The organism is Labrenzia sp. ATLA3 (genome assembly GCF_057180185.1).
Genome location: NZ_JBXUKV010000001.1, coordinates 242315 through 260042 on the forward strand (window position 1 = coordinate 242315; position 17728 = coordinate 260042).

The window sequence follows — 17728 nt, forward strand, 5'->3', positions numbered from 1 at the left end:
TCCCCCGCAGTTCGTGAACCGGTCGAAAAAAGCCCTCGCTTCTGGCTGTCTTCAGAAGCGAGGGCTTTGTTGTTCAGCTGACAGGCGGCCTCTAGCCGCGCCGGCGGCCTCTGCGCCGTCCGGAACCAGAGGCATCGTTTTCCGCGCGGGCAGCGTCGGCTTCCTTGTTCGGCGGGGATACAAGCGGGCCGATTTCGGTGATGACCTCTTCGAGCGTAGGCCGGTCACCTGCCTGATGCGCATCCACCGCGGCACGCATTGCCGCGAGATGAACCGGTGACGTGCCGCAGCAACCACCGACAATCCGTGCGCCCGCATCGAGCGCCATATGTGCGTATTTGGCCATCAGTTCCGGGGTTCCAGTGTAGACAACCTCATCGCCCTTGATCTGCGGGATGCCGCAGTTGGCTTTCGCAACAACGATGGCATCCGGGTAGGCTTCGGTTATGTCCATGATGGCTGCCAGAAGATCTGAAGCACCGACACCACAATTGGAACCGATTGCAACCGGCGTGCAGGCAAATTGCGCCTGAAGATCGCCCAGCCCCTTGGGAGACAGGCCCATCATCGTCTTGCCGGCAGTGTCGAAACTGGCGGTAATGACAAGCGGCACGTCGAAATTCTGCGCAGCTTCTGCGGCCGCCTTCATCTCTTCGACGGCAGACATGGTTTCCACCCACAGAATGTCGGCGCCACCTTCGACCAGTGCTTCCATCTGCTCCTTGAAGGCTGCGACGCCCTCTTCATAGCTGAGCGCACCCAGAGGCTGAAAAAGCTCACCGGTTGGCCCGACAGAACCGCCGATCAGAACCGTTCGTCCCGAGGCTTCCGCCACATCGCGCGCCAGTTTCACGGCGGCAATATTGAGTTCCCCGACGCGACCTTCCGCCTTGTGCAGCTTCAGCCGATGACGATTGCAGCCGAAGGTGTTCGTCAGAATGATATCGGATCCGGCATCGACAAAGGACTTGTGAAGCGCGGTAATCTTTTCCGGTTCGTCTGTGTTCCACAGTTCCGGCGCATCGCCGGAAACGAGACCCATTTCAAACAAATTGGTTCCGGTAGCGCCGTCGGCAAGCAACGCTCCCTTTCGGGCAAGCAGCTCTTCCAGCTTGGACATTCAGCAGTCTTTCGTCTTGTTGGTGTCGTTTGTACCCGTTCGGGGGCTTTCGCCTGCAATAGCAGACCGCGAAAGAAAATCCATAGACGGCTCTTTTCTTCCAAAATAATCGAACCTGCGGTTGTTGCCGAGCGAGTGTTGCCCTCGGTGGGTCACTCCCCTGAAACGATTGCCGGGCCGTCCTGGAAACGAAACGTCTTCCCTCGCCTGAATGCCATTTCCGAAATCACTTTTCAGGGTGCAAAGTCAATGGACTTTCCTGCCAAAATGAAGCAACAAAGCGCTATGACGCTTTTACGGTATTGTGCGACGGTTATGGAGCCGGGTTGTCAAGGCTCCTGAGAAAGACTAAGCGCAACCAAACTCATCTTGGGAGCATAAGATGTCAGACGCCGCCCCATCTGGCCGTCGAGGAAGAAGCGCACGCCGCGAACGCCGGCAAGCCGGCCCCGCCAGCCTGGCCATTCCGTATATCTCGCGCAACATTCCGAACTTCGACATTCTGAGCGACGAAGGCGCGGAACGAATTGAAGCCAACACCGACCGAATTCTCGCCGAAATCGGCCTCGAATTCCGGGACGATCCGGAGGTTATCGGCATCTGGAAGGAAGCCGGTGCTGATGTCGACGGCGAACGCGTCCGCTTTCCCAAAGGCATGCTGCAGGAGCTGGTGAAAACGGCTCCCTCGCAATTTACCCAACACGCACGCAATCCTGCCCGCAACGTGGAGATCGGCGGCAACAATCTCGTTTTTGCTCCGGTCTACGGTCCTCCCTTCGTCACCGATCTCGACAAGGGTCGTCGGTATGGCACGATCGAGGATTTCCGCAACTTCGTGAAACTGGCCTATATGTCGCCATGGATGCACCATTCCGGGGGCACCGTTTGTGAGCCTGTCGACCTACCGGTCAACAAGCGGCATTTCGATATGGTCTATTCCCATATCAAGTACTCCGACAAACCGTTCATGGGATCGGTCACCGCGCCGGAGCGCGCCGAAGATTCCGTCAAGATGGCGCAGATCACCTTCGGGGAAGAGTTCGTCGACCAGAACTGCGTCATGATCCAGTTGATCAATGCCAATTCACCTCTGGTTTTCGATGCGACCATGCTTGGCGCCCTGAAGGTCTACGCCCGGCATAATCAGGCCTGTATCGTTTCGCCGTTCATTCTGGCAGGTGCCATGAGCCCGGTGACGGTTGCCGGTACACTGTCGCAGGTATTGGCAGAAGCCCTGGCAGGTTGCGCCCTCACACAGTTGATTCGTCCCGGTGCGCCGGTCGTTTTCGGTGCCTTCGTGAGCTCGATTTCCATGCAGTCCGGCGCACCGACCTTCGGCAGCCCGGAAGGGTCCCTGCTTCTCAATGGTGCAGCGAAGCTCGCCCGCAGGCATAATCTGCCATTCCGCTCGGGCGGTTCGTTCACCGCCTCCAAGACCCCGGATGCGCAATCCGCACAGGAGTCCGCCCAGACCATTCTGGCGACAGTGCAATCCGGTGTGAACTTCTGTCTGCATGCGGCAGGTTGGCTGGAAGGTGGCCTGTGCTCGTCTTACGAAAAATTCGTGATGGACGCGGACCAGCTCGGCATGATGCATGTTCTGGCCAAGGGGATCGAGATTTCCGAAGAGACCCTGGCGATGGATGCGCTTCAGGAAGTGGGCCCAGGCGGCCATTTCCTTGGCGCCGCGCACACGCAGCGCAATTTCGAGAGCGCCTTCTTCAGGTCCTCCATCGCGGACAACAACTCATACGAGCAATGGCTTGCCGACGGGCAACTGAATGCCGCACAGCGGGCCAACGCACGCTGGAAGGAACAGCTGGCGGGCTATACCGGCCCTGAGCTGGACCCTGGCATTGACGAGGCCCTGATAGCGTTCATGACCGAGCGCAAGAGCTCCTTCCCGGACAGCAACGTCTGATCCTGTTCATAAATTCAGCTACGCGCCCCGCAATTTTGCGGGGCGTTTGTTTTAAAGTGATTTTCAAATCCTGCTCTTGCAAACCCGCCACGTTTTTTAACAACAATCAGAAGAACTACGTTTTTTTATGTATGTAGCCTTTTCCAGCATTTCTGCATGGGATAAAGGTTGCCAAACCCTGCGTTTGCGAGGTAGCTGGAAACGCTGTTTGGCATGGGATAAGCTTACGCAGGACAGCAGTGGGACTGGGTCGCGCCGGTCTTCGATTTTTCTTGAGGGAGCTTGCACGAATGACTGTTTACAAATTGTAAGTTTCCATATGTAACTCAATAACTTGACTGTTCCCAACTAATAAAAACAGGTTGTTCTGTGGCGTCGCTTACATCAAACATCGATATTCTTGGTTATTCTACCCGACTTCCCGGCGCCAATGATTCTGCCGAATTCTGGACATTGTTGAAAAACGGCAAATGTGCCGTGACGTCCGTATCCAATGACCGCTGGCCTCTCGCCCGGTTTGGCCATCCTGTTCAAAGCACCTCGGGCAAAAGCTACACCTGGGCCGCCGGACAGCTTGATGACGTCTGGGGATTTGACCCGTCTTTTTTTGGCGTCTCCCCGCGTGAAGCCGTGCAGATGGATCCGCAGCAGCGCCTGCTGCTGCAGCTGGTCTGGGAAGCGCTGGAACACGCGAACATCCGCCCGAGCGACCTGGCGGGATCAAATACCGGCGTCTATGTAGGTGCGTCCTCGCTGGATTACCACCATCGTTTCCTGGTCGATCCGGCCATGGCCGACATGCAGTTCATGACCGGCAACACGCTGTCGATCGTTTCCAACCGGATTTCCTACATCTACGACCTTCGCGGCCCGAGCTTTACAGTCGATACCGCGTGCTCCTCGTCCATTGTTGCCCTTCATGAAGCTGTTTCAGCCATCGAGTCCGGCCAGATAGACACTGCCATCGTCTGCGGCGTCAGTCTTCTGCTCAGCCCATTTGCCTTTGTCGGCTTCTCTCGCGCCACGATGCTGTCTCCGACCGGCCTCTGCCAGGCATTCGATGCCAATGGTGACGGTTACGTTCGCTCGGAAGGCGGCGCAGTGATCGTTCTGCGTTCGGCCCGGGCGGGAGTTCCGGAAGGTGCCAAGAGCCACGGCAAGCTGCTGGCTACCGGCATCAACGCCGATGGCCGCACCGTCGGCCTGTCGCTGCCATCGCCGTACGCACAGGCAGATCTTCTGCGCGAAATTTACGACGGCCTGGAGATCGATCCGAACGAGCTTGCCTTCATCGAGGCTCATGGCACGGGTACGCGTGTCGGCGATCCCGCAGAAGCCGATGCGCTTGGCAAGGTTATCGGTCAGAAACGCGACAAGGTACTGCCCATCGGGTCGGTCAAGACAAATGTCGGTCACCTGGAACCTGTGTCGGGCCTTGTCGGTCTTCTGAAGGCCATCATGGCTCTGCGGGAAGATCTGTTGCCGCAGTCGCTCCATTTCAGGAACCCCAACCCGGATATTCCCTTTGACGAGTTGAACCTCAAGGTAGCCGGCGAAGCCATGGCCCTTGAGCGCGACGGCAGTCGCAGGCTTGCAGGTGTCAATTCCTTCGGTTTCGGCGGTACGAATGCGCACGCGGTCATCGGCGATCCGGATCCCGTCACCAACGCAGCTTCGTCCGCGCCGGTCGAAGCGCCGCTCGTGATCAGCGCCCGATCCAAGGATGCCTTGCAGCAACTCGCCGGAAAATTCGCCGACTGCCTCGACAGCGAAGCGGATGAAACCGCCGGAAACGTCATTGCCTCGAGCGCCCATGGCCGCGACCTCCTGTCGGAGCGTTTGGTCGTGCTCGGCAAGACAAGAGCGGAAAAACTCGACGCGCTGCGGTTGTTTGCCGAAAGCGGCGATGAAAGCACCGACATTGTGTCCGGCAGCGTCATCAAGGCAAACGCGAAAGTCGGGTTTGTCTTTTCCGGTAACGGGTCTCAATGGGCCGGCATGGGGCAGGAAGCCTATCAGGCTGATACCGCCTTCCGGACTGCTTTTGACAAGGTCGACAAGATCTTCATGGGTCTGAGCGGATGGTCTCTCGTCACGACGCTTTTTGCGGAAGACCTTGAAGCCGATCTGGAGCGCTCCGAGATCGCTCAGCCACTTCTGTTTGCCATTCAGGTCGGTATCGTGGAGTCCCTGCGACAGCGGGGCATTACCGCGGCCGGTACGGCAGGCCATTCGGTCGGTGAAGTGGCCGCAGCGTGGTGTGCAGGTGCTCTTGACCTCGAACAGGCGGTTCGGGTTATCCGTGCGCGTTCCAGTGAACAGGAAGTCGTTCGCGACCTGGGTTCGATGGCCGCCCTGCTTCAGCCGGCGGATCAGGCAATTGCCGCGATCAAGGAAAGCGGTCTACCCAAGCTGGAGCTTGCCGCGGACAACAGCCCGCGCAGCGTCACCATCTCCGGCGACAGCGAAAGCCTTGATGCCTTCGCGAAATTTGCCCGCAAGAAAAAGTGGGCCATGCGCCGCCTTAACCTGGCGTACCCTTTCCACAGCGCCCTGGTCGACCCGATCGAGAAGCCGCTTCTTGCAGCTCTTGATGGCCTTTCGCCCACCGCCGCGTCACTGCCCTTTTATTCCACCGTTACCCCGGATGAGCGCGATGTGAGCGTTGATGCCGAATATTGGTGGCACAACGTTCGCCAGCCGGTCCGGTTTGCGGCCGCGATGGAAAACATGGCTGCCGATGACTTCTCCGTCCTCATCGAGATCGGCCCGAAGCCTGTCCTCGGCACCTATGTGAACGATGTTCTCCGGGCGAAGGGCAAGAAGGCCAAGGTTCTGGAAACACTGAAGGAACCGTCCAAGAAGGCAGTTGCGAGCAAAGGCAACCCACTTGATCGGATCGCGGCGACCGTTCTTGCCCACGGCGGTCAGACGGATCTGCTCAGTTTCGTTGGCGAACGCCCAGACCATTTGGTTCCGCTGCCATCCTATCCCTGGCAGAATTCCGAGTATCGCCCGGAAAACAGCTCTGAACGCGTCGATTTCATGTTCGGTCAAACCTGGCCTCTGCTCGGCTACCGGCTGCGCCAGGATACCGCCGAGTGGTTCAACCACATAGACAGCGCATCCCTTCCCTTCCTGCAGGATCACAAGGTTGAGGAAAGCGTCGTCTATCCGGCTGCTGGCTACATCGAGATGAGCCTGCGCGCAGCGCTCCGCTGGAGCCGGAGCGACCAGATCGAACTGCGCGATTTCGACATTCTGCGCCCGTTGGTGATCGAAGGCGACGAAGTGTGGGAGACTCAGGTCCGTATTTCGCCCGACGACCATGTGCTTGAGATCCTGTCGCGCCCGCGCCTGTCCGACAACGACTGGTCGCTGAACGCCCGCGGAACTTTCCTGACGCCTTCGACCACATCCCGAACGCCTTGGTTGAAGCCAGCTGACGGCGTCGTTTCCGAACTTGATCACGAGACCCTTTATACGGTCACCAAGGGCTTCGGCCTTAACTACGGCCCGGCCTTCCGCCGGGCAGATAAAGTCGTCAAACACTCGAACACCAGCGCAACCGTCACGCTGTTGCCGCAGGACGAAATCCTGGCTGACTACTCGTTCTCGCTCTGCCCGACGTTGGTGGATGCCGGTTTCCACGGCCTGTTTGCGTTGCTCGACGGCGTCAAGGACGTTCCGCAAAACACGTCGTTCCTTCCGATCCGTCTCGGCACCTTGCGTCTTCTGGCGCCGGAAACTCTCCCAGCTTCCGTGCGCATTGAAGTCACCAAGGCCTCGCCGCGTTCAATCGAAGCAAGCTTCGAGTTCCTGGATGCCGAAGGGCTGACAATCGCCCGCCTCACCAAGACCCGCTTCAAAGCGGTGACCCTTGGGCAGGATACACGCCCCGATGATCTGGTCTATCGGCAGATTGCTACGCTTCTCCCCGCACAGGACCGTGTCTCCCCGCTGAAGGAAAGCTTCGAAGGTTTACCTGCGTTGGCTGGCAACCTCGATCTTCTGGGCTCGGACGATCAGGAACTCGACGACAGCAGGGTTCTGATAGAAGCTCTTGGCCGAACGATTGCACACAAGACTCTCTTCGATCTCTTTTCAGGTCGAAAGGTCGAGGTGGGTGCGCTGGTCACAGCTGGAGAGCTGCATGAAAGCGCGATCCCTCTGGCAGCGAGCCTCTTCAGCTGGCTGGTGGAAAGTGGTCTGTGCACGGAAAGCGACGATGGTTTCGAGCTTTCGGACCCAGCCGGCAATCCGGATGCTTCACAGCTTCTGCAAGCCCTGACCGATGGTGGCGGCGAACACATTGCCGAGGCGGCCTTGCTGGCGCGTCTTTGGACCGGTTTGCCGGATGTTCTCAAATTCGGCCTGCAGGAAGCTTCCGGAAAGGAATATTCCTCAAGCCTGTTCGATGCCTACCGTACGTCGTCTCCGGCAAAGCACGCGCTTTCCTCCGCCTTGCAGGCGGGTGTACAGAGCCTGATTGCCGGCTGGCCGAATGATCAGGCTCTCAGAGTGCTTCTGGTTGGAGCCAACAGCGGACTTGCGGCGGCAATCGACAACGCGCTCGATCCTACCTACATGGCACTGACTGTGACAGATGCTACATCGTCTGCAGTCGGTCGCGGCGAGCGGCTTTGGCAGGGTAGCTCGGCGACTGAATTTGTCGAACCGGGCGAAACTTCCTTCACGTATGACCGGCATTTCGACATCGTGTTGTTCGACACGTCTCTTGCCGAGATCGATGCCGACAGCTTGAAGCGTTTCACGAAGTCCATTGTCCCCGGCGGTCTTGTGCTGGGCGCGGAACCGCTGCCGCATCCTCTCACCGACCTTATCATGGGTGTCGGTTCTTCCTGGTGGGACGAAGGCGCCACTGCCGAATTCCCGATTTCCAGACAGCAAGCCGACTGGACCAAGGCGCTGGAAGCTGCTGGCCTGACGGACGTCCAGACCGTGCCGCTCAAGAGTGCATTGATCGAAGCCGATCTGATCTGCGCACGTGCTGGCGAGCACGTCGCCGAAGTGGCAGACACGACAGGCGAGGAAGCATCGGACGTTGAGGCCGAACAGAAAAAGTATCTGCTCCTGACCAGTTCCGAAGGCGCGTCTCACCGTCTTGCGGAAGGCCTGAAGGCCTGCCTGAACCGTAAAGGTCACGCGGCCACCCTTCTGGTACCGGGCGAAGTTACCGAACAGCTTGGCGACGACATCTGGAGCGTCGCGCTTGGCGACAAAGGTGACGCCCAAGCACAAGACGAAGCACTCAACGCACTTGTCGCGGCCCACAATGGCCGGGTCATTCATCTGCTTGGTGCCTATGCAGCTCCGGCAGATGCTCTTGCCTCCGTCGATGGCCGGGCCTACAGCCTGATGACGCTCCTCAAGGCGCTCGGGCCGAATGGTGGTGAATTCACACTTCTGGCTCCAGCCGGTGCTCAGGATATTGCCGGCGGCAAACCCGCCGCCCCCGAGCAGGCCGGTATCTGGGCGTTCGGCCGCGTGGTCATGAACGAATACCCGGATGCGAACCTGAAGCTGATCGACGTTTCACCAGATCTGGAACCGGGCATTGCCGCCGCCCGAGTGGCAGATGAAATTCTGATTGCCAATTGCGAACGGGAAATCGTACTCGACAGCAAGACTCGCTCCGGCATCCGCCTGGTGAGAGGCGGTGTACTTTCAAGCTTCACTTTGCCAGAGGGCGCAAAACCGGCCATGCGGCTTGATATCCTGAGGCAAGGATCTCTGGACCAGCTCGCCTGGCATGCCGTGGAGCGCAAGCCGCTTGAAGGCAAGGATATCGAAATTGCCGTTGAAGCCAGCGGCCTCAATTTCCGTGATGTGATGTGGGCGCTTGGCCTGCTGCCGGAAGAAGCTCTCGAAGACGGGTTTGCTGGTCCGACACTCGGAATGGAATGCTGTGGTCATGTCGTCGGCTGCGGTCCGGATGTGACCCGCTTCCAACCGGGCGACAAGGTCATCACCTTCGCCCCAGCCTGCTTTGCCTCTCATGTGACGGTCGATGAAAGCGGCTGTGCACCGATGCCGAGTACGGTTAGCGCGGAAGAAGCAGCCACGATCCCGGTTACCTTCCTCACCGCCTATTATGCCCTCGTGCATCTGGCTGCCCTTAGCGAAGGTGAAACCGTCCTGATCCACGGCGGCGCAGGTGGTGTCGGTCTGGCTGCTTTGCAGATTGCCAAGTGGCGCGGTGCGAAAATTATCGCGACAGCCGGATCGGAAGACAAGCGCAACACGCTGAAACTGCTCGGAGCCGACGTTGTTCTGGATTCCCGAAGCCTTGCGTTCGTTGATGCTGTCATGGAAGAAACTTCCGGCGAAGGCGTCGATGTGGTTCTGAACTCGCTGTTTGGCGAGGCCATGGAACGCAGCATCGAGGTTCTGAAACCGTTCGGCCGCTTCCTGGAACTGGGCAAGCGCGATTACTACGGCAACACCCGGATCGGCCTGCGTCCATTCCGTCAGAACCTGACCTACTTCGGTATCGACGCCGACCAGTTGCTGACCCGCCAACCCCAACTGGCTGTCGATCTGTTCGTCAAGCTTGTCGAGCTCTTCGAAGCCGGAACCTTGCGTCCCTTGCCGCATCGGTTGTTCGAGGCGGCGGATGTGGTCGATGCTTTCCGCCTGATGCAGCAGGCCGGACATATCGGCAAGATCGTGATCCGCCCACCGGCAGTTCCCGAAAGCGTGCCGACCAAGCGTGAAATCTCGTTCGACGGCGACGCCGTCTACCTCATTGCTGGTGGGTTCGGCGGTTTCGGTGCGGCATTGCTTCACCGCCTTGCCGATCACGGAGCCAAGTCACTGGCGGTTCTCAGCCGGCGGGGCGATTCCAGTGAAGACGCTCAGGAAGTCATCCGCCAACTGACCAAGCGTGGCGTCTCCATCAAAGGTTACGCGTGCGACATCACCGATGAAGCTGCTGTCAAGAAAGCGCTTGCGGAGATCCGAGGCGAAGGGCGCCCGATCAAAGGCGTGTTCCATACCGCGATGGTGCTGAATGACGTGTTGATCGCCAACATGGATCACGATGGCCTGACCAGAGTGCTGGCACCCAAAATTCGCGGTGCGGAGCTCCTGGACAGGCTGACGGCCGACGATCCGCTCGATCACTTCGTGCTGTATTCGTCCGCCACGACGCTTGTCGGCAATCCGGGGCAGGCAAACTATGTTGCCGCCAACGGCTACCTGGAAGGGCTTGCGCGCAAACGCCGCGCAGAAGGCCGTCCCGGACTGGCTGTTGCGTGGGGTGCGATCTCCGATGCGGGCTACCTTGCCCGCAACGAAGAGGTCAACGAGATGCTGTCCCGCAAGCTCGGGCGCCATGCCTTGACCGCCAAGGAAGCTCTCGATGGTCTGATGTCGCTTATGGTGCAGCCGTCACAGGAAGATAGCGGCCTGGCCGCTATGGGCTACGCGCGTATCGATTGGCAGGCAGCACGGAAAGATCTGGCTCTCGTTGGAACGCCGCTTGTCAGCCTGCTCGGCCTTGGCGACGAGGACGAGACCGGCGCAGATGGAGCAATCAATCTGGCTGCCATGCTGGAAGGCATGGATCAGGTAACCGCCGCTCAGACGGTTGCCAAGCTTCTGGCTGCTGAAATCGGCAAGATCCTGCGAATTGCTCCCGAGGAGATTGATCCGCACAAGCCGCTGTCTGATATCGGTATGGATTCGCTGATGGCTCTGGAACTGCGCATGAGTGCGGAACGGCAGCTGGGGATCGACATTCCATTGATGTCTCTGGCGAATGGCGCAACACTGATCGACTTGTCTGGCCGAGTTGCGAACCGGGTTCTGGGCGAAGAAAATGCCTCCGGTATTTCGGATGAAACACAGCAACTTGCCAGCATTCATGTGGATGACCAGCGTCAGGAATCGGAAGATCTTTCCGATATCGCTACTCAAGTTGAGAACAAGAGCCGCGAACTTGGTTCCTTCCTGTAAGCGGCCTCATAAAAGGATTTACTGGTATGGGCGCTGATGATCGCGCCAAGCTGATGGACAGCTTGAAAGCCAACCGCCGTTCTGCGCGCGGACGTACGGCGTCTTCGTCGGCTCGCCCGCAAGCTGCGCCGAAGCGAAAGGTCTATGACTTCAAGGAGCTTCCGCAGGTCAAGCAGTTGCAAATGCATCGGGCTGCGGCGGACATGATGGGAATTGAAAACCCGTTTTTCCGCCCGCATGATGGACTTGCTGCGGGAACGAGCTTCATCAACGGCAACAACTACGACAATTTCGCCTCCTACAACTATCTTGGTCTCAACGGGCATCCCAAGGTCAATGAAGCTGCGAAAGCGCATGTCGACAAGTTCGGCACAAGCGTTTCAGCAAGCCGGATCGTTGCGGGTGAGCGGCCGTTTCACGCGGAGCTGGAAGCAGCCCTGGCCAGAATTCACGGTGTGGAATCAGCAATCGTGATGGTGTCCGGGCATGCCACCAACGTCACAACGATTGGCCATCTTGTTCACAAAGGCGATCTGGTTCTGACCGATTCCTTTGTCCACAACTCCATTGCCGAAGGCGTTCGTCTGTCCGGCGCTACCCGAATGAATTTCCCGCATGATGATCTGGATGCATTGGAAAAGATGCTCGCAGATCATAGGCACAAGTTCGACAAGGTGCTGGTTGTCGTCGAAGGTCTCTATTCGATGGATGGAGATTTCCCGGATCTGAAACGTGTCGTGAAGCTCAAACAGGCTTACGACGCCTGGCTGATGGTCGATGAAGCACATTCCATCGGGGTCCTCGGCAAGACCGGCAAGGGCATTGCAGAACATTTCGGAATAGACCCTACGGAAGTCGAAATCTGGATGGGTACACTGTCCAAGACCTTCTCGTCCTGTGGCGGCTATATCGCCGGTTCCAAAGTGCTTTGCGACTATCTCAAGGTATCGGCTCCGGGCTTCGTTTTTTCCGTCGGACTTTCTGCCGCGCTTGCAGGGGCAGCCATTGCCTCTGCCGAACTGCTAGAGCAGGAACCGGAGCGGGTGGGAAAACTTCAGAAAAACGGAGCTCTTTTTCTGAAACTTGCCAAGGAAGCCGGACTGAACACCGGCCCCAGTGCCGGCTATGCGGTTGTTCCAGTGATTGTCGGCGATTCTGCAAGTGCTGCAACGCTTTCCAATCGTTTGCTCGCAAAGGGAATCAACGCCCTTCCGATCATTTTCCCGGCAGTTCCGGAGAAGTCCGCACGTATCCGGTTCTTCATCACGAGCGAACATACGGAAGAGCAGATCCGTCGCGCCGTCGAGACAACGGCTTCGGAACTGGACGCAATGCGCGCCGATGGAACTGCCGTCGACAGGCTGATCAAGGCAGCGCGCTAAACTTCCAGCGGCTCAGCCTCGTTGCAGAACGACCCGGACACGGCGTTTGTGTCGTGTCCGGAAGGGATCAAAATCTACTTGTCGGAACCATCCCGGTAGCGTGGGTCCTGATCAATTGTTACGTCAAAACCGCCCATGAACAGATCGCCGATTTTCGTCGGCAGAAGGTTCTGAAGCCGGATCCCCCACGCAAGCAAAAACGGAAATGCGTAAAACGGCTTGCGGCGATCGATGGCGCGCCGCATCAACATTGCGGCTTTAGAGGCCGGCATTTCAAAAGGTTTTGCCCCCTGGTGGCGGGCGGACATCGGTGAAGTCACGAAGCCCGGGCAGATGATCGTCACGGACACACCGAAGGGTTTCAGCCAGCCACGCAGAGAATGGCCGTAGCTTATCAGCGCCGCCTTGGTGGCACTGTAACTTGGCATGTCAGGCAGGGCGCGCATTCCAGCCAGAGATGAAATAAGCACCAACTGTCCCTTCCGTCGTTTTTGCATCCCATCGACAACACCGGAGATGGTGTTGACCACGCCGCGGTAATTCACGTCGATCTGCCGATCACTGTCAGCGTTCGATTCCCGCGTCCGGTTCGGACCAAGTCCTGCCGTAACGCCTGCATTCGCGATGACCAGATCCAGTGGATGCCGCTTGTCCAGATCGCTCAGGTAGGCGTGCAGTGCATCTCGGTCACGAATGTCGACAGCGCTGGTTTCGCCGTCGGCGCCAAGCGCCTGTATTTCCGTCAACAGAGCTTCAAGCCGGGTTTGGTCGCGGGCGATCAGGGCGAAATAGATGCCGGGGCCGGCGAATTCACGCGCGAGCGCCTGTCCTATGCCGCCACTGGCACCGGTCAATACGATGACCTTCTGCGTTTCGCCTGCCATTATCGCCTCTCCCATGAGGGTTAAATTCCAAGTTTTCTGCCCAGCCACGACGAATGACGCTTGATGGAGGTCACCAGAAGGTGCCGCTTGTCAGTCCGCTGCTCTGCAAGCCTTGCAACCAGAAATTCTGGAGAACAAGGCAGCAAGGACACCGGGTCGATTGTACGGGCGTATTTAACGAGTGCCAGATAGACCAGTTCCGGCAAGGTGCGGCTTTTGCCCCTGCCCTCAATTTCCGTCAGGTCCTCGCAAAGCCCCCAACCTGCATAAAAGGGCGCTCCGTGAACGCAAACCTTCTTGCCTCGCAACAGCGCCTCGAAGCCGGATAAAGACGAAAAGGTCTCGATGACGTCAACGGCCTCGATGAGATCGATGATATTTGCATCTTCGGCAATATCATCAGCGTATTGCAAAGCAGTCTCACGCGGCACCCGACCCTTGCGCAAACCTGTTTCAACGTCAGGGTGCGGTTTGAATATCAGGAATGCTTCCGGATGACGCTCACGAGCAAGCTGCAACAGGTCAAGATTGACATTCGGCGTGTTGGCGCAATCGATTGTCGCGGACCTGGACTTTCTGATTGCCGCATCGTCAGCGACCTGGCCCGGCACAAGGATCTTTTCCCTGTCGGCCGGATAGTCAAACTGCTGCGACTTGCCGAAATTGTATTTCGAAACCCGGGCTCGAATGATGAGGTCGATCAGCGCTTCACCGCGCTGCCGTTCAGCAGGCGTCAGCTCGTATTCCTTCAGCAGAACTTCCAGCCGGCTAGGTCGTGAAGGATCGTAATAGATCCCGAGATCGTCTACCGCCAGCATCGCCCCCCTCGCAAGGCCTGCTCCAAGACCGACAGATCGCAGGAAACCATCCTCAATGCGCAACAACGGAACTGAATTCCGAGCGCAAAGCGCTTCAAACGCAGGATCGGTTCGGCCGGCCCAGGAGTATATGCGTCCGCTGTCGGCTCGGGCGGCTGCGACCGCGTCTTCCTGTGTATCGTGAAACCTGACTGCCCCACCTTTTCCGGAAAAGGTGGCATTGATGGACGGGTGGTTCCAGTACTGTGCGCCGTAACAATGGCCTGGCACGGAATTGGCCTGCCACTGCTCCTGCATCAGCGTATAGATTTCTATCGCTTCTTCAGGGCGCAGAAGAGAATTTCCATAAGGCGAGAACCAGGCGGTCCGGCAAGAAAGAACCCAATTAAGAAGGCTGTCGATAGCTGTCCGCTCGCGTGCAGCCTTCTTCAGTAGCTCGGTCCAGAACGTTTCGCCGTCTGTTTGGCCTTCTTCGCCGGCCAGAATTCTCTCCAGGCTTAGACCATCTGTTCCGAGCTTGGCATCCTCGCCCGCCGCGGCGCAGGAAAACAAACGCTTACGCCATATCCCTGTGAAATCGCAGACCGACGCGTTGCTCCCATTCGATTTGTCGAACTGCCTGAGCAACGCTTCACAGGCGGCACTCCTCAAGGATTGGTCGTTCTGCTCAGCACCCGACACCGGTAAAAGAATGAGGCTGGATGGCAGGCGACGGGCTTGATGAGGCGTCGGTCCTTCCAGGATCAGAAGGGCTCCACCGGCATTAGTAAGAGCCTTGCCAGGCAGATTGGCATTCCTCAGCCACCCCGCGTGCAACGGTTTGGTACCGGCCCCCTCTGCAAGTCCGGCTTCTACAGCCGCACGCAGTCGGTCTGCCACTGGGCGAAGGTCCGGGTCGATGATTTTTACCGCCGACTTTTGTCTTTTCATCCAACCGATCATAAAGGCACCCCGAGCGCACGCGCCCTTGCAAGCCTTGGTGGAGGATCGACGTAGGCCCCGAAGGCATTCAAGTCCCTTTCGGCAACCTTGCGGGCGATGTTGTCCGCGGCAACCGACACACCTTCGGCATTGTGGATCGATCCGCGAACCTGCGTCGAAGCGGCGAGAGCCTGGATGTATGCAGAAAGCAGGTCTTTATCCGGATAGCCCGGGGCATGCCAGAAGGTTGCTAGATCTCCCTGGTGGGTCAGGCCAGCGATGTCATAGTGGGCTGGCACCAGTGTTTTTACCGGCAGGCCAGCTTGCAAAGCCTCAAGTCCGGCGGTTGAATTCAGCGTCACAACACCCAGCGCTTCTTCAAATGGCTTTGCGAGACCTCCGCCATCGAGAAAATGAACCCTGTCTCGCACACCAAAGCGATCCGACAGCGTTTTTGAAACACCCGGCCAATCTTCAAAGCCGACATCAAGCGGGTGACTCTTCAGAACCAGATGGACGTCTTCAGGGGCATCGTTGGCCAATGACCGGAACACGATCTCAAGGACCTGCTCAAAGCTCTCGAATGGAGAGTGCCTGCGAAGCTGGAAATCACCTTCAAGCTGCAATGGCAACACATAGTAGCGAACCGCCTTATCCCTGAGGCTTGCCAGCAAGCTTTCCGCTGTCCGATCTCTCTGTTTTTCTTTCAACAGCCTCGCCGCGCCTCTCAGATATTCCTGGATAGGCGGATAGATCGTATGGCGCTGATACGCAGGATACAAATGCTTCAGAAACACATTAGTCAGATTGTAGACAACATCAGGGGCCGTCTGCAGCCAAAAGCTCGAAGGGTAACGAGGGCTGAGGTCCACCGGACCTGCAGCTTCCGCTAAGCGCCGGATCGAAGCAGGATCGGAAGGAAAATGACTGAGAGTGGAGAGGCCATTGCGCTCCAGTGTCATCCAACCGGGCCGCAAAGCCCCCAGTTCTGTCACTGCGACATAAACACCCTGCTTAATCGCTTTTTCGATTGCCACGCGATGATAAAGGCGCTGGTCCCCGTGAAGGACGAGATCGGTTATTCCGTGATTGCGCAGGTAGTCGTCTATGAAGACCGGCCATTCTGACGGGCTCTTCTTGTAGCTGACGCAGCCCTCTCCGTGCCAATGCAGCCAGTCGCCCGCGCAGAAGTTTATCCGGTGAACGCCGAAGCCTTGGGCTTTGAGACGATCTCCCGTCTGCTTGTAGAGTGGAGATAAAGGTCCTTGCAGAAAAAGGACCTGTCTTTCAGCGTTTGAGCGAGTTTCCGTTGGCGCAGAATGCTCAGCCACGCCAGACATGCGTCCACCTTTCGGTTTTGCCGCGGCGGTCCAACTGTTCGGCAAAGGTGGTCACAATCCCTCTTGCCTGTGCCTTTTGTAAACGCGGCGGCGTTTCGCAGAAGGCTTGCGGCAGATTTACCGTGTCGGAAATCATCCGCTCCGCCATGAGATCTGCAGCCGCTTCCCGGCCTTCCCTGGTGTAGAAACAACCCTTGACCTGAATGGACGCTGCAAGAAGCCGCTCAAGCGCATCCAGCAGGCTCTGATCCGGCATCGTCGGGTTGCGCCAGAAATCATCGAGAGGATTCTGACAGGTCAGGCCCGCTATGTCGTAAAGCGCGATGCCAAGCACTTTCGTGGGGCAATTCGCTCTGAGAGCATGCAGCCCGGTGGTGCTGTTGATCGTCAGGGATCCTGCCGCATGCTCCAGAAGACGGTTCAGGTTGCCCCCATCCACGAGCAAGACGCGCTTTTTCACCCGGTACTTTTTGGCAAGGGTCCGCAGGATACGGCCCCAGGGCTCCATGCCATTATCGAGAGGGTGTACCTTGAAGACAAGACGTGCAGAGGACGGAGCATTTCCGGCAAAGGACTTGATCACCTCCTCCGCAGCATCGGCGATATGATCGTACTGGGAATTGTAGCGAAGCTGATAGTCGCTCTGGAGCTGAAGAGGAAAGACGTAATAGGGCAAGCCGGTTGCGATGATATCGTCAATCACGTGGTGCGCATGCCTGTTCCGGCTTTTCGCACGCGCGAACCGCGGAATGTTGCTCAGGTAATCGATCAGCGGGTGATAGAGCTTGTCCCGGACATATCGTGGATAGGACAACGCAAAGATCACGTTGGCCATATTGTAGGTCACCTCGTTCACCGCTTCGTTTATGAACGGGTATTTGTAGAGTGGCTGACGGTCAATATCAGGAAGGCTGCGGCCCGCCTGCATGATGTGGTCCGGATTGTCCGGGAACCTGGAATGCGCGGACATTCCGCAATGTTCCAGCGTTATCCAGTCCGGGCGCAGATAGCCGTTTTCAAAGGTCAGGCAGGTTATGCCAAGTTCAGCCCCTACTTCCGCGGCAGCCACGTGATAGGGCACGCGGTCTGCGTAATAAACGATGTGGGTGATCTTCTCTTCCTGGCAGTAGGTTCTTAGCCAGTCGGGCCATTTTCGCAAAGACCCTCTATAGGACGTGCACCTGCGATCATGCCAAGCGATCCAGTCTCCGGCACACAGATTTATCCTGCGTGTCGACGCTCCGGCCTTTTCAAGACTGTCGGCAATGGTTCTCGCAAAAACACCAGGCGGCCCTTGCAGAAACAGCACCACCATTGAACTGACTGAAACCATGCAATTTGCCAACCTACCGGCTTTAACGG

At 57.9% G+C, this 17728-nt stretch carries 8 protein-coding genes; 3 read left to right on the forward strand and 5 right to left on the reverse strand.

Features of this window, described 5'->3' with window-relative positions; translation table 11 throughout:
• Nucleotides 1-91: 91 nt before the first annotated feature.
• Nucleotides 92-1120: a betaine--homocysteine S-methyltransferase gene (gene bmt / locus AC2A6O_RS01110; RefSeq protein ID WP_498925407.1), complete on the reverse strand. Its 1029-nt coding sequence runs from the start codon at nucleotides 1118-1120 to the stop codon at nucleotides 92-94.
• Between the two features lie 382 nt (nucleotides 1121-1502).
• Between bmt and AC2A6O_RS01115 the strand changes: the two genes are divergently transcribed.
• The 3 genes from AC2A6O_RS01115 (at nucleotide 1503) to AC2A6O_RS01125 (ending at nucleotide 12403) form a co-directional block, all read left to right on the forward strand.
• Nucleotides 1503-3041 carry a trimethylamine methyltransferase family protein gene (locus AC2A6O_RS01115; RefSeq protein ID WP_148587140.1) on the forward strand — a complete coding sequence of 513 codons (1539 nt, stop codon included), beginning with the start codon at nucleotides 1503-1505 and terminating at the stop codon, nucleotides 3039-3041.
• A 369-nt stretch (nucleotides 3042-3410) separates the two neighbouring features.
• Nucleotides 3411-11021 (forward strand): type I polyketide synthase, encoded by a 7611-nt coding sequence (locus AC2A6O_RS01120; protein ID WP_498925408.1) that lies wholly within the window; start codon nucleotides 3411-3413, stop codon nucleotides 11019-11021.
• Nucleotides 11022-11047: 26 nt separating this feature from the next.
• Nucleotides 11048-12403 (forward strand): aminotransferase class I/II-fold pyridoxal phosphate-dependent enzyme, encoded by a 1356-nt coding sequence (locus AC2A6O_RS01125; protein ID WP_498925409.1) that lies wholly within the window; start codon nucleotides 11048-11050, stop codon nucleotides 12401-12403.
• Between the two features lie 74 nt (nucleotides 12404-12477).
• On the opposite strand, the gene AC2A6O_RS01130 is transcribed toward AC2A6O_RS01125, so the two are convergent.
• From AC2A6O_RS01130 to AC2A6O_RS01145, 4 genes are read right to left on the reverse strand one after another with little or no spacing between them, the layout of a single operon-like run.
• On the reverse strand, nucleotides 12478-13287 hold the full coding sequence (locus tag AC2A6O_RS01130; protein WP_498925410.1) for an SDR family NAD(P)-dependent oxidoreductase: 810 nt from the start codon (nucleotides 13285-13287) through the stop codon (nucleotides 12478-12480).
• Nucleotides 13288-13307: 20 nt separating this feature from the next.
• Nucleotides 13308-15035 carry a capsular polysaccharide export protein, LipB/KpsS family gene (locus tag AC2A6O_RS01135; protein ID WP_498925411.1) on the reverse strand — a complete coding sequence of 576 codons (1728 nt, stop codon included), beginning with the start codon at nucleotides 15033-15035 and terminating at the stop codon, nucleotides 13308-13310.
• A gap of 8 nt (nucleotides 15036-15043) precedes the next feature.
• Nucleotides 15044-16366: a capsule polysaccharide biogenesis protein gene (locus tag AC2A6O_RS01140; RefSeq protein ID WP_498925412.1), complete on the reverse strand. Its 1323-nt coding sequence runs from the start codon at nucleotides 16364-16366 to the stop codon at nucleotides 15044-15046.
• Nucleotides 16350-17699 (reverse strand): capsule polysaccharide biogenesis protein, encoded by a 1350-nt coding sequence (locus AC2A6O_RS01145; RefSeq protein ID WP_498925413.1) that lies wholly within the window; start codon nucleotides 17697-17699, stop codon nucleotides 16350-16352. The genes AC2A6O_RS01140 and AC2A6O_RS01145 overlap by 17 nt, the downstream gene beginning before the upstream one ends.
• Between the last annotated feature and the right edge of the window lie 29 nt (nucleotides 17700-17728).

Excerpts from the sequence above, each read along its gene's own strand:
- bmt (WP_498925407.1), bottom strand. The coding sequence starts at position 1,120 with ATGTCCAAGCTGGAAGAGCTGCTTGCCCGAAAGGGAGCGTTGCTTGCC.
- AC2A6O_RS01115 (WP_148587140.1), top strand. The coding sequence starts at position 1,503 with ATGTCAGACGCCGCCCCATCTGGCCGTCGAGGAAGAAGCGCACGCCGC.
- AC2A6O_RS01125 (WP_498925409.1), top strand. The coding sequence starts at position 11,048 with ATGGGCGCTGATGATCGCGCCAAGCTGATGGACAGCTTGAAAGCCAAC.
- AC2A6O_RS01130 (WP_498925410.1), bottom strand. The coding sequence starts at position 13,287 with ATGGCAGGCGAAACGCAGAAGGTCATCGTATTGACCGGTGCCAGTGGC.
- AC2A6O_RS01135 (WP_498925411.1), bottom strand. The coding sequence starts at position 15,035 with ATGAAAAGACAAAAGTCGGCGGTAAAAATCATCGACCCGGACCTTCGC.
- AC2A6O_RS01140 (WP_498925412.1), bottom strand. The coding sequence starts at position 16,366 with ATGTCTGGCGTGGCTGAGCATTCTGCGCCAACGGAAACTCGCTCAAAC.
- AC2A6O_RS01145 (WP_498925413.1), bottom strand. The coding sequence starts at position 17,699 with ATGGTTTCAGTCAGTTCAATGGTGGTGCTGTTTCTGCAAGGGCCGCCT.